Genomic DNA, 12918 nt, shown 5'->3' on the forward strand with positions numbered 1-12918 from the left:
CGGTGATCCTACGAGAGGCTCACGTGGAATTCCCGCAGGACAGCGGGCTCCAGCAGGGCCGTCCGGACCAGCCCCGCGAGCTCGCCGGCCCGCGCGGACCACGCCTCGTCGACCTCCCTGGTCAGCACCGCCGCGCTGCCCATCCGGCCGTCGTCCCACCGCACGCCGACGCCGACCGTGACGATCCCCGGCAGCGACCCGACCATCACGCCGCGGGCCGCCTCCCGGCAGCTCCGGTGCACGTCCGCGGCCGTGCCCGCCCACGTCTCCCGGGCCCACGGGCGTCGCCCCTCGTACGTCCGGGGCACGTCGGACAGCTTCCCGAGCACTTCGAGCCGCAGCCGCGGATCGCCCAGGTACCGCTCGACCTCCACCGGCCGCCCGAGCACGAACCGCACCACCTCGGCCGCGAACGCCGGCACCGCCACGCCCAGCCGACCGCGCAGCCAGTCCCCGGCCGCGTAGTCGCCGTGCCGGACGACCACCGACACCAGGTCGCCCACGGTCACGAACCGCTGCGGGTCGTCCGCCGTGACGCCGTTCGTGCACCGGAGGCCCAACTCCCGCAACGCCGCCCGGTGCGCGCCACCGTCGAGACCCACGTAGTACTGCTCCCAGTCCGCGACGCGCACCCGCTCGTCCGGGTCGACGGAGCCCTTCGCGTACTCGGCGAGGTGCGCGACCATCCGCACCGCCGCCAACGGCTGCGGCTCGTGCGGCCGGTGCGAGACCCGACCGCCACGCCCGTCGTCCAGCACCAGCGCCACGTGCCGCCGGTTGGCGCGCAACCAGCCCAGCCAGTCGTCCGGCGCCGCCGCCGCGCCGGCCGTGGGCAGCACCGTGGCGGCGCCGGCCACCCCGCATGCCCGGAACAGAGTGCGTCGAGTCAGGGGCACGACGAATCTCCCTCCAATAATCCGTAATTACGGAATACTAAGGAGGGATGCTCGCCTTGTCAGCCCGTCTGGACGGCGAACGTCACCCCGGCCGCCACCGGCTGCTCCCGCGCCAGCGTGCGCTCGGTCAACGGCAGGTCGCCGTTCAGCGCGTCGATCACGGCCTGGCGCGCCAGCGGCAGCACCTCGGCCACGGTCACCTCGCGCCCCAGCTCCCGCGACAGCGACGCCACGCCCGCGTCCCGGATGCCACACGGGATGATGTCGCCGAACGCGGCCAGGTCGGCGTCGCAGTTGATCTCGAATCCGTGCATGGTGACGCCCCGCTGCACCCGGATGCCGATCGCCGCGACCTTGCGCTCCCCGCCCCGCTCGTCGGCCGGGATCCACACGCCGCTGCGGCCTTCGACCCGGCCCGTGCGCACGCCCAGCTGATCGCACACGTGGATCAACGCCTGTTCCAACCGCCGCACGTACTGCACCACGTCCAACGGTTCGGCCAACCCCACGATCGGGTAGCCGACCAGCTGCCCCGGACCGTGCCAGGTGATCTTGCCGCCCCGGTCCACGTCGATGACCGGGACGTCGCCGCCCTTCGGTCGCTCCTCGGGTTCGGTGCGCCGGCCGCACGTGTAGACGGGCGGGTGCTCCAGCAGCAACACCGTGTCGCCGATCGCGCCGTCCGCGCGGGCCTCGGCGAGCTCCCGTTGCAGCTCCCACGCGGCCAGGTAGTCGATGGTGCCCAGCTCGCGCACCTCGATCGGGTCCGTCGAGGTGCGGCAGGAAAGGTCAGGACTGCTCACGTCTCGACACTACGCCCACGGGCACCAACCCCAGGGCACGGGAGACGACCAGCCCGACCCCGACCACCGCCAGCACCGCGCCCACCGTGTCGGTGAACCAGTGCATCTCCAGCACCACCCGGCTGGCCGCCGTCACGAGCACCGCCGCGCACCCCGCCACCACCGCCAGCCTCAGGTGCCGGCGGGCCAGCCACGCGCACAGCACCACGGCCGTGAACGCGACCGCCGTGACCGCCGTGACGTGCCCGCTCGGGTAGGCCCACTTCGGGAACTCGATCGGCCGGACCCGCTGGTACCAGTACCGGGCGAACACCGTCGACCAGCACACCGCCAACAGGACGGCGCACCGCGCCAGCAGCAGGTCTTTCGCCAGGAACGCGCGCAACGCCAGCGAGACCAGCGCGATCGTCGCCAACCCGGGGCTGAGCACGAAGCTCACCACCGTCGACGCGTGCACGAACCCGGCGCCCAACTCCACCGCGTCCTGCCGCAGCCCTTCGTCGAGCGCCGGCGGCGCGTGCCGGACGGTGAGGCCCAGCACCACCGAGGCGAGTGCCAGCACGAGGCCGATCAGCGTGCCGATCACCTCTCGACGGCCGCCGCCACGGCCGCACCGAGCGCGGGGTGCAGGAACTGGAAGCCGCGCTGCTCCAACACCCTGGGCACGGCCCGCTGACCGGCCAGCAGCCCTTCCTCGGCCACCTCGCCCAGCACCGCCTTCAACGCGAACGCCGGCGCCACCCACGGTGTCGGCCGGTGCAGCGCATGACCCACCGTCCGGGTGAACTCGGCATTGGTCACCGGACTGGGCGCGGTGACGTTCACCGGCCCCGACACGTCGTTCTCCACCAGGAACCGGATGGCCGCGACGGCGTCGTCCAACGAGATCCACGGCATGTACTGCCGCCCGTCACCGAGCCGCCCACCCAGGAAGACCGTGAACAACGGCTTGATCTTCCCGAACAACCCGCCGGCGGGACTGATGACCAACCCCGTGCGCATCCTCACCACCCGCGCGTGATCATCCGCGGCCTCGGTCGCCGCCTCCCACTGGCGGCACAACTCCGCCAGGAACCCAGTGCCCGAGGGACTGGTCTCGTCCACGACCTCGTCACCGGTGTCGCCGTAGTACCCGATCGCACTGGCGTTGACCAGCACCGGAACCCCGTGCCCCGCCACCGCTGCCGCCAACACCTCGGTCGGCACCGTGCGGCTGTCCAGCAACACCTGCTTGCGCGCGTCACTCCACCGCTTGTCCGCGACCCCCGCCCCGCAGAGGTTGACCACCGCGTCCACACCGTCCAGCGCACCCACGTCGATCCGCCCGGCCGGCGGGTCCCAACCACGCTCATCGGGCGCCGAGGGCCGCCGCCGAACCAACCGCAGGACCTCGTGCCCGGCACCGCGCAACGCGGCAACCACACTGGTGCCGATCAAGCCCGACGATCCCGCGACCACAACACGCATGCCTTGATCGTCTCGCAGCACGCGCCCAGTTGCACAGCGGCGAACGTGTCACCCACACCACCCAGGTGATCACCCTTCGCACCGAGGGCCCACCACACCCTCCTTCCCCATGGAAGGGCTTCGTGTCATCCCGCCGACCTGGCTCCGCCCTACCGCGCGTGTCAAGGGGGCTTGTCCAGCACTACCCGCGGCATTCACCGATGCCGCCCCCTTGATACGTGTGGTAGCCCGTAGGGAGGTCGGTGGGATGACACGAACCCCGACCCACAACGGACCCGGCGCATCACCACCCAGTCCCTGTCATCCTGCTGATCTGCCCGTCCGGCGAGGACTCTTCCAGTTTTTGGTTCTTGATCTTCGACTTCAGCTCTTCGAGCTGCTCCACACCGAAGGCCGCCCTCGGCGAACCGGGAGCGGCCTTCAGCGAACTTCTCGAACAAACCCCGACGGGGAACTCAGAGACCGAGGTCCGCCTCGAACGAGCCCTCTTCGAGCCGGTTCTTCACGGTCGTGAGGAACCGACCGGCGTCGGCGCCGTCGACCAGCCGGTGGTCGTAGGTCAGCGCCAGGTACGCCATGGACCGGATGGCGATGGTGTCGTCGCCGTTCTCGTCCGTGATCACCACCGGGCGCTTCTTGACCACGCCCACACCCAGGATGCCGACCTGCGGCTGCTGGATGATCGGCGTGTCGAACAGCGCGCCGTTGCTGCCCAGGTTGGTCAGCGAGAACGTGCCGCCGGTCAGCTCGTCGGGCGTGAGCTTGTTGCCCCGGGCCCGCGCCGCCAGGTCGCCGATCTTGTGCGACAGGCCGGCCAGGTTCAGGTCGCCCGCGTTCGCGATGACCGCGTTCAGCAGGCCACGCTCGGTGTCGATCGCGATGCCCAGGTGCTCGGCGCCGTGGTAGACGATCTCCTTCTTCTCTTCGTCGATCGACGCGTTCAGCACCGGGTGCTGCTTGAGCGCCTCGACCGCCGCCTTGGCGAAGAAGGGCAGGAACGTCAGCTTCGTGCCCTCGCGCTGCTCGAACGCGGCCTTGGCCTTGTTGCGCAGCCGGGCGATCTTGGTGACGTCCACCTCGAACACCTGGGTGAGCTGCGCCGAGACCTGCAGCGACTCACGCGTGCGCTGGGCGACGATCTGCCGCAGCCGGGGCAGCTTCTGCACCGTGCCGCGCTTGCCGCTGGTGTCCGCCGGGGCGGACGCGACCCGCTGGGCGGGCGCGGAGGTCGACGCCGCAGCCGGCTTCGGCTCTTCCTTCGGGGCCTTCTTGGCCTCGACCGCCGCCAGCACGTCCTGCTTGCGGATCCGGCCGCCGACGCCGGTGCCCTTGAGCGTGGCGAGGTCGATGCCGTTCTCCGACGCGAGCTTGCGCACCAGCGGCGTCACGTAGGGCGCGCCGTTGGCCGAGGAGTCCTCAGCCTCCTGCTTCGGCGCGGGCGCTTCCTGCTTGGGCGCTTCCTGCTTGGGTGCCGGCGCCTCCTGCTTGGGCGCTTCCTGCTTCGGAGCCGGCGCCTCCTGCTTCGGCGCCTCCTGCTGCGGGGCTTCCTGCTGCGGAGCGGGCGCGGGCTTGGGCGCTTCCTTCGCGGCGGGCGCGGGGGAGCCCGAGCCGACCACCGCGAGCTGACCGCCGACCTCGACGGTCTCGTCCTCGCCGGCGGTGATCTCCAGCAGGGTGCCCGCCACCGGCGACGGGATCTCGGTGTCGACCTTGTCGGTCGACACCTCCAGCAGCGGCTCGTCGACCTCGACCGAGTCGCCGACGGCCTTGAGCCAGCGGGTCACGGTGCCTTCGGTGACGCTCTCGCCCAACGCGGGCATGGTCACCGGGGTGCCCTCGGCCTGGGACGAGGCCTGCGGCTCGGGCTGCGCTTCGGCCTGCGGCTCGGCCTGCGCTTCAGGCTGGGCCTGCGGCTCCGGCTCGGACTGCGGTTCGGGCTGCGCCTCCTCGGCCGGCGCGACCGCTTCACCAGCGGACGAGTCGGAGGACGAGGACGAGGCACCGGAGTCGGCACCGTCACCGATGACGGCGAGCTCGGCGCCGACCTCGACGGTCTCGTCCTCCTGGGCGACGATCTTCTGGAGCACACCCGCCGCGGGGGACGGGATCTCGGTGTCGACCTTGTCGGTCGACACCTCCAGCAAGGGCTCGTCGACCTCGACGCGGTCACCCTCCTGCTTCAACCAGCGGGTGACCGTGCCCTCGGTGACGCTCTCGCCGAGTGCGGGCATTTGGACGGAGAAGGCCATCGTTCGCTGACTCCTCGTGCGTGGGTCGGGGATCGGCTGACTGGGGTGCGACGGTCAGCCGTGCACGTGCAGCGGCTTGCCGGCCAAGGCGAGGAAAGCCTCGCCGAGGGCTTCTGTCTGGGTCGGGTGGGCGTGGATCAGCGGAGCCACGTCCTCGGGGTAGGCCTCCCAGCTGTAGATGAGCTGGGCCTCACCGATCAGCTCGCCGACCCGCTCGCCGACCATGGTGACACCGACCACCGGGCCGTCGGGCGCCTTGACGAGCTTGACACCGCCGGCGGTCTTCAGGATCTGGCTCTTGCCGTTGCCCGCGAGGTCGTAGACGAACGTCTCGACCGAACCGTACTTCTCCTTGGCCGCCGCCTCGGAGAGGCCGACCGACGCGACCTCGGGCTTGCAGTAGGTGACGCGCGGGATGCCCGCCTCGTCGATGACCTTCGGGTTCTGCCCGGCGATGTCCTCGGCGACGAAGATGCCCTGCTGGAAGCCGCGGTGCGCGAGCTGCAGGCCGGGCACGATGTCGCCGACGGCGTACACGCCCGGGACGCTCGTGCGCAGCCGCTCGTCGGTGGTGACGAAACCGCGCTCCATCCGCACGCCGGCTTCCTCGTAGCCGTGGCCGGCGGTGTTGGGGCCGCGGCCGACGGCCACCAGCAGCAGGTCGGCGTCGAGCACGTCGCCGGACTCGAGCGTGACCGCCACGCCCGACTCGTTCTGCGTCGCGCCGGTGAACTTCACGCCGGTCTTGAACTTGATGCCGCGACGGCGGAAGGCGCGCTCGAGCTGCTTGGACGCGTACTCGTCCTCGGCCGGGACCAGGCGGGGCAGCGCCTCGACGATGGTCACGTCCGCGCCGAAGGAGGCCCACACGCTGGCGAACTCGACGCCGATCACGCCGCCGCCGAGCACGACGACCTTCTCCGGGATGAAGTCCAGGTTGAGCGCCTGGTCGCTCGTGACGACCCGGCCGCCGATCTCCAGACCGGGCAGGCTGCGGGCGTACGAACCGGTCGCCAGCACGACGTTCTTGCCGGTGTAGCGCTGACCGTCCACCTCGACGGTGTTCGGGCCGACGAACCTGCCCGCGCCCTCGACCAGGGTCACCTTGTTGGCCTTGACCAGGCCCTGGAGTCCCTTGTAGAGCCGGCTGACGACGCCGTCCTTGTAGGAGTTGACGCCCGCGATGTCGATGCCCTCCAGGGAGGACTTCACGCCGAACTGGTCACCCTCGCGCGCGTTGTCCGCGACCTCCGCCGCGTGCAGCAGCGCCTTGGTCGGGATGCAGCCGCGGTGCAGGCACGTGCCCCCCAGCTTGTCCTTCTCGACCAGGATGACGGACAGGCCGAGCTCGGCCGCGCGGAACGCGCAGGCGTAGCCGCCCGAGCCGCCACCGAGGATCACAAGGTCGGCGGAGGTGTCGGTCACGGGTTCTCCCTGGAGAGCTTGATGCCTTACTCCGCGCGGGTGCGCGCGTGTAGTTGCCATCTTGTCACTACCGCGCGAACGCCCGCGACGCGGTGTCGGTCTTCGGGCGATTTGCCCCCACCTTCACACCCGCGCCGGCACCATGGTCGACAGAAGTCCTTGCAGGAGGTGGCCCGGTGGGGCTGTTCGACCGTTTTCGCAGGAAGCAGCGCCCCGGCGTGCTGCGATCGGCCACGTCCACGGACACCGGCCACTTGGAGCAGTGGGCCGCCGCGCGCCGCGGCGTGGAGGCGTACGTCGAGCCCAAGACGACCGTGACGGAAACCACGATCGTGCTCGTCGCGCACGACGGAGAGTGGACGCGTCGCCGGATCGACGGCACCGAGGGCGCCAAGCGGTTGGCCAAGAAGCTGGAGATCCCGATCTACGACGCGGGCATCGTCGGCTACCCGAAGCGGATGCGGGAGTACTCGCGACGCAAGAACCAGGGCTGACCGCCACCCGCTCTCAACCGCACCTGTTCACATCCGACATCTCGGTCCTGCCGATCGGTCCGGGCCGCCGCACCCTGCCGCGCCGCACCCCGCCGCGCCGCACCCCGCCGCGCGGGCGCTAAGCCCTCCCCACCCCGTCCCACAGCGTCCTGACCAGCGCCTCCGCGTCCACCGGCCGGTCAGAGAAGAACCCCAGGAACGCCTGGTAGTGGCAGGCGCCCAGAAGCAGGTCGGCCGCCGCGCCCGGGTCGACCCCGGCGGGCAGCCGCCCCAGCGCCCGCTCCGCCGCCAAGTACCGCGCGAGCGTCTCGGACACCGTCGCCGGGCCCGCCCCGTGCGCCTTCAGGGCTTCGCGGTGCGCGGCGAGCAACGCGGGTTCGGAGAAGATCGACGCGGCGATCGGGAACGTCTCGACGTAGAACGCGACCGCGGCCCGCGCGATGCCGGCCAACGTCTCCCGCACGTCGCCGCGCCCGGCTTCCAGCCCTGCCAGCAGCCCGGCCAGGTCGCTGGGCGCGCGTTCCCTCAGCACGGCGAGGAACAGCTCGGTCTTGTCCGCGAAGTGCTTGTAGAGCGCCGCTTCCGAGAAGCCCGCCGCCTTGGCGATCTCCTTGGTGGTCGTCCGCGCGAGCCCTTTGGTGCGCATGACGTGGGCCGCCGCGTCGAGCATGCGGTCGCGTGTGCTCATGGGGCTACCCTAATGGTTAGTGAGCACTCACCAACCGATAGGGGTGGAGCATGAAGATCACCGTTCTGGGTGCCAGTGGCGGCACCGGCACCAAGGTCGTGGAGCTGGCGAGGGAAGCGGGGCACGAGGTCACCGCCATCGTGCGCACGCGCAACGGCCGCGACACCGTGGCCGACGTGATGGACCCCGACTCGATCGGGCCGCACCTGGCCGGCGCGGACGCCGTCGTCTCGGCGATCGGCACGCGCGCGGCGCGCAAGCCGACGTCCGTGCAGACCGACAGCACCAAGTCGGTGATCACGGCGATGAGGGCGCACGACGTGCGCCGGCTGGTCGTGGTGAGCAACAGCGGCATGGTGACCGACGGTGACGGCCCGTTCAGCCGTTACCTGGTCAAGCCGATCCTGCGCCAGGTGCTCAAGCACCCGTGGGGCGACATGGCGCGGATGGAGGAGGTCGTGCGCGCGAGCGGTCTGGAGTGGACGATCGTCCGCCCGCCGCAGCTGACCGACGGGCCGCGCACGGACGCGTTCCGGACCGCGGTGGACACGAACGTGCGCGGGGGCATGCGGGTGTCCCGGGCCGACCTGGCGTCGCTGGTGGTGCGGTGCCTGGTCGACCCGGGATCCGTGGGCAGGACGATCAGCGTGGCCGACTGAAGGTCGGCCCGGCCGGAGGTCGGTGCCGCTACCCGTTCGCCGCGATGTCCGCCAGCACCGCCGCCATGGTGCGCACCGGGACGCCGGTGCCACCCTTGGTGGTGTACCCGTACGGGCCGCCGGTGTGGAACGACGGGCCGGCCACGTCGATGTGCGCCCAGGTCACGCCCTCGGCCACGAACTCGCGCAGGAACAGGCCCGCGGCGAGCATCCCGCCGAACCGGTGCCCGGCCACGTTCGCGAGGTCGGCCACCTTCGAGTCGAGGTCGCCGCGCAGCTCGTCCGGCAGCGGCATGGCCCACGCCTGCTCGCCGACCGCGCGCCCGATCGCCGCCACCCGGTCGCGGAACTCCTCGGTGCCCATGACGCCGGCGGTCCGCTTGCCGAGCGCCACGACCTGCGCGCCGGTCAGCGTGGACGTCTCGATCAGGTAGTCCGGCGCGTCCTCGCAGGCGCGCACGATCGCGTCGGACAGGATCAGCCTGCCCTCGGCGTCGGTGTTGAGCACCTCGACGGTCTTGCCGCCGTACATGGTGAGCACGTCGCCGGGCCGGTAGGCGGTGCCCGACGGCATGTTCTCCGCCATCGGGGCCCAGGCGGTGACCTCCAGCGGGTACTTCAGCTTCGCGGCCAGCACGACGGTGGCGATCACGGCCGCCGCGCCGCCCATGTCCGAGGTCATCTCGTCCATGCCCGCGGCGGGCTTGATCGAGATGCCGCCGGTGTCGAAGGTGATGCCCTTGCCGACCAGCGCGACCTTCTTGCCCGCCTTCGGGCCGCGGTAGGTGATGCGGACCAGGCGCGGCGGACGGCTGGAGCCGCCGCCGACGCCGAGGATGCCGCCGAAGCCCTGCTTGCGCAGCGCCTTCTCGTCCAGGATCTCCACCTCGAGGCCCTCGGCCTTGGCCAGGGCGGCGGCCCGGTCGGCGAACGACGCCGGGAACAGGTCGTTCGGCGGGGTGTTGACGAGGTCGCGGGTCGCGGTGACGGCCTCGGCGATCGCGGTGGACGCCTTGAGCGTCGCGCGGTGCGCCCGGATGTTGCCCTCGGCGGGCGCGACGAGGTCGACGCGCGCGACCGGGCCGTCGCCCTTGTTCGACTTGTAGGCGGTGAACGAGTACGAGCCCAGCACGGTGCCCTCGACGGCGGGGCCGAGGTGCAGGGCCGACAGCGTGGTGACGGCGCGCTTGCGGCCGGACAGCGCGCGGGCGGCGGCGCCGGACGCGCGGCGCACCTGGTCCTCGGTGACCGAGCCGTCGTCGGCGGGCTTGCCCAGGCCGACGGCGAGCACGACGCGGGCGGCGAGCTTGCCGAGCGCCGGCACGGTCACGACCTCTTCGGCCTTGCCGCTCGCGCCGACGGCGTCGAGCACGTCCAGCAATGCGCCGTCGAACGCGGCGTTCACCGCCTCCGACCCGGCCGCGAGGGCGAGACCGTCCGGTCCCTGGACTGTGCCCACCACAACGGCGTCGGCGGTGGTGCTGCTCGGGTCACTGTCGGTGATGGCCAGCTTCGGCGCGGTCACTGCGGCTCCTTGACGGGGTCCTCCCGGCACTTTCTGGTCGTGCGGCGGGATGGGGGTGGATGGTGACGAATGCTAAAGGTCTCGTTCACACTCATGACCGCCGCACCTTCGATTGCAATGAGTAACAATTAACACGAACGGGGGTCAGCCGGGCGGGCGTTAGCGGTCACTCGGTTGATCTGGGACTGTGTACCGGTGACAATCACGCCCCGTGCCGGGGCCGTGGCGCTCGCTCTCGGCGCGACGCTGGGGGCCGGTGTCTTCACCGGATTCGCCCCCGCCGCGGCCGTCGCGGGCCCCTGGTTCCTCCCCGGCCTGGTTTTAGCCGCCGTCGCCGCGCTGTGCTGCGCCTTCTCGACCGCCGACCAGCACCGGGCCTACCCGGACGCGCCCGGCGGGTACGCCTACATCCGCAACCAGCTCGGGCCTTGGCCCGCGCGCATCGGCGCCGGCGCGCACCTCGTCGGCAGAGCGGGGATGGCGGCGGCGTTGGCCGGGATGTTCGGGGCGTACGTGGTCCCCGAGCATCGGCTGACGGCGGCCGTGGGGCTGATCGCGGTGACCGCGGGGTTGGGTGCGGCCGGGGTCCGGTGGAGCACCAGGCTGAGCGTGGCGGCGGTGGCGGTCGTGCTCGGCGTGCTGACCCTCGTGGTGCTGGTGTGCTTCTCGGTCGCGCCGCCGGAGAACCCCGTGACGCCGCCGGTCGGCGTCGAGGGGGCGGTAGGTGCCGGGGGAGCGCCCGGGTTCGACGGTGTGATGGGCGCGGCGCTGCTGCTGTTCGCGGTGTTCGTCGGGTTCGAGCGGGTGACCGCCCCCCGACGTGGTGACCAGGAGTTCTCCGCCCGGGTGCTGCACGTCGCGGTGCCGGTGGCGATCGGGGTGGCGCTGCTGGTGGCCGGCGCGGTCGGCGCGGCGGTGCTGCGGCAGCTCGGACCGGCGCGGCTGGCGTTGTCGCCGGCGCCGCTGCGGGACGCGCTGATCGTGGCCGACGGGCGGTGGCTGCTGCCCGTGCTCTCGGTCGGCGCGGCGGTGGCGGCCTTGTCGTCGCTGTTCTTCGTGCTCGCGTCGGCGCGGCGGACGCTGGTCGGGATGACCGAGACGGGCGATCTGCCGGCGATCCGGGCGGCCTGGCCGCTGGACGTGGTGAGCGCGGCGCCGGCGATCGGCGCGGTCGTGGCGTTGCCACCGGCCACGGCGCTGGCGGTGGGCGCGTGCGGCACGGCGTTCTACTACGGCTTCACGAACGCCTCGGCCCGGGTGTTGCTGCAAGAGGACCGGACGTGGCCGATGCGCACCGCGTGCCTGGGGTTGGGGCTGTCGGTGCTGCTGGCGATGAGCGCGCCCGCCGACGCGTTGGTGATCACCGGGGTGGCGCTCGCGCTCGGTACCGGGTTGCTCGCGCTGGGTCGTGCCCGGCAAGCGGTGGTGGTGAAGGCGGGCAGGCGGTAGTCCGGGGTCGGCAGGCCGGGTCGGACAGCGCCCGGTCGGGTGCATTTGGATGGTCGGATGTCCGAGCGTCGGGACAGCGATTTTCTGACGTAGAAGTGGCGGCTATCGTGCTGTCATGACGACCGCGTTGCCTTTCACCCGGACCCCCAACCCGCAGCCGGCGACCCCGGAGCGCGTTGCGGAGGTACTCGCCGAGCCGGGCTTCGGGCAGCACTTCACCGACCACATGGTGACGATCCGCTGGAACCAGGAGCAGGGCTGGCACGACGCCGTCGTCGAGCCCTACCACTCGCTGGAGCTGGACCCGGCGGCCATGGTGCTGCACTACGGCCAGGCGATCTTCGAAGGGCTCAAGGCCTACCGCCAGCCCGACGGATCGATCGCGTCCTTCCGCCCCTCGGCCAACGCCGAGCGCTTCCGCGCGTCCGCGCGCCGGTTGGCGATGCCCGAGCTGCCCGACGAGCTGTTCCTGGAGTCGATCCGGGAACTGCTGGCCGTGGACGACCGGTGGGTGCCCGCCATCCCCGAGGAGTCGCTGTACCTGCGGCCGTTCATGTTCTCGACGGAGAAGGGCCTCGGCGTGCGGCCGGCGAAGGAGTACGTGTACGTGCTCATCGCGTCGCCCGCCGGGTCGTACTTCGCGGGCGGGTTGAAGCCCGTGACGGTGTGGTTGTCGACGGAGTACGTGCGCGCGGCGCCCGGCGGGACCGGTGCGGCCAAGTTCGCGGGCAACTACGCGGCGTCGTTGGTGGCGCAGGCGCAGGCCGCCGAGCAGGGGTGCGACCAGGTCGTGTGGCTCGACGCGGTGGAGCGGCGGTGGGTCGAGGAGATGGGCGGGATGAACCTGTTCTTCGTCCTCGGCACCGGCGAGGACGCGCGGGTCGTGACGCCGGAGCTGTCCGGCGCGCTGCTGCCGGGGATCACGCGTGACTCGTTGCTGCGGTTGGCGGCTGACTTCGGTCACGCGGTGGAGGAGCGCCGGATCTCCACCGAGGAGTGGGAGAAGAAGGCCGAGTCCGGCGAGCTGACCGAGGTGTTCGCCTGCGGCACGGCCGCGGTGATCACGCCGGTGGGTCACGTGAAGCACGCGGCTGGTGAGTTCGCCGTCTCCGGTGGGGTGACGGGGGATGTGACGATGAAGCTGCGCAACCACCTGACCGGCATCCAGCAGGGCTTGGTGGCGGATCCGCACGGGTGGATGGTCAAGATCAACTAGTGTTCCCGCTTGACTTCCGGCTCGATCGAGTTCGATCGGTTCGCTCA

Annotated in this window: 12 protein-coding genes; 4 read left to right on the forward strand and 8 right to left on the reverse strand. The window is 71.6% G+C overall.

The features are described from left to right. Window positions 1-8: 8 nt before the first annotated feature. The 6 genes from IOD16_RS04760 to lpdA form a co-directional block, all read right to left on the reverse strand. A complete protein-coding gene (locus IOD16_RS04760) occupies window positions 9-896 on the reverse strand; it encodes a hypothetical protein (RefSeq protein WP_201439035.1) in 888 nt (295 codons plus the stop codon). Between the two features lie 59 nt (window positions 897-955). After that, window positions 956-1699 carry a lipoyl(octanoyl) transferase LipB gene (lipB, locus tag IOD16_RS04765; RefSeq protein ID WP_201439036.1) on the reverse strand — a complete coding sequence of 248 codons (744 nt, stop codon included), beginning with the start codon at window positions 1697-1699 and terminating at the stop codon, window positions 956-958. After that, a complete protein-coding gene (locus IOD16_RS04770; RefSeq protein WP_123743478.1) occupies window positions 1686-2285 on the reverse strand; it encodes a phosphatase PAP2 family protein in 600 nt (199 codons plus the stop codon). Before IOD16_RS04770 ends, lipB begins: the two co-directional genes overlap by 14 nt. Further along, complete coding sequence (locus tag IOD16_RS04775; RefSeq protein WP_201439037.1) at window positions 2282-3166, reverse strand: TIGR01777 family oxidoreductase; 885 nt, start codon at window positions 3164-3166, stop codon at window positions 2282-2284. Before IOD16_RS04775 ends, IOD16_RS04770 begins: the two co-directional genes overlap by 4 nt. 455 nt (window positions 3167-3621) lie before the next feature. After that, a complete protein-coding gene (sucB, locus tag IOD16_RS04780) occupies window positions 3622-5415 on the reverse strand; it encodes a 2-oxoglutarate dehydrogenase, E2 component, dihydrolipoamide succinyltransferase (protein WP_201439038.1) in 1794 nt (597 codons plus the stop codon). Between the two features lie 54 nt (window positions 5416-5469). Further along, window positions 5470-6840 (reverse strand): dihydrolipoyl dehydrogenase, encoded by a 1371-nt coding sequence (lpdA, locus tag IOD16_RS04785; protein ID WP_201439039.1) that lies wholly within the window; start codon window positions 6838-6840, stop codon window positions 5470-5472. 176 nt (window positions 6841-7016) lie between these two features. On the opposite strand from lpdA, the gene IOD16_RS04790 reads away from it, so the two are divergent. Further along, window positions 7017-7334: an oxidoreductase gene (locus IOD16_RS04790; protein ID WP_123743474.1), complete on the forward strand. Its 318-nt coding sequence runs from the start codon at window positions 7017-7019 to the stop codon at window positions 7332-7334. 118 nt (window positions 7335-7452) lie between these two features. Here the strand turns inward: IOD16_RS04790 and IOD16_RS04795 are convergent, their stop codons facing one another. Further along, on the reverse strand, window positions 7453-8022 hold the full coding sequence (locus tag IOD16_RS04795; protein ID WP_201439041.1) for a TetR/AcrR family transcriptional regulator: 570 nt from the start codon (window positions 8020-8022) through the stop codon (window positions 7453-7455). A 50-nt stretch (window positions 8023-8072) separates the two neighbouring features. Here IOD16_RS04795 and IOD16_RS04800 point away from each other — a divergent pair, with 50 nt between their 5' ends. Next, entirely contained in the window at window positions 8073-8681 is a 609-nt protein-coding gene (locus IOD16_RS04800) for an NAD(P)-dependent oxidoreductase (protein WP_201439042.1), read from the forward strand. 28 nt (window positions 8682-8709) lie between these two features. On the opposite strand, the gene IOD16_RS04805 is transcribed toward IOD16_RS04800, so the two are convergent. Continuing rightward, window positions 8710-10206, reverse strand: coding sequence for a leucyl aminopeptidase (locus IOD16_RS04805; RefSeq protein WP_201439044.1), 1497 nt, complete (start codon window positions 10204-10206; stop codon window positions 8710-8712). 195 nt (window positions 10207-10401) lie between these two features. Between IOD16_RS04805 and IOD16_RS04810 the strand changes: the two genes are divergently transcribed. Together IOD16_RS04810 and IOD16_RS04815 are read left to right on the forward strand one after the other, a co-directional pair. Then, window positions 10402-11655: an amino acid permease gene (locus IOD16_RS04810; RefSeq protein ID WP_201439046.1), complete on the forward strand. Its 1254-nt coding sequence runs from the start codon at window positions 10402-10404 to the stop codon at window positions 11653-11655. 115 nt (window positions 11656-11770) lie between these two features. After that, window positions 11771-12871, forward strand: a complete 1101-nt coding sequence (locus IOD16_RS04815; RefSeq protein WP_123743468.1) for a branched-chain amino acid aminotransferase — start codon at window positions 11771-11773, stop codon at window positions 12869-12871. The last annotated feature ends 47 nt before the right edge of the window (window positions 12872-12918 follow it).

It is taken from the genome of Saccharothrix sp. 6-C, from assembly GCF_016695385.1.
GTDB classification, from domain to species: domain Bacteria; phylum Actinomycetota; class Actinomycetes; order Mycobacteriales; family Pseudonocardiaceae; genus Actinosynnema; species Actinosynnema texasense.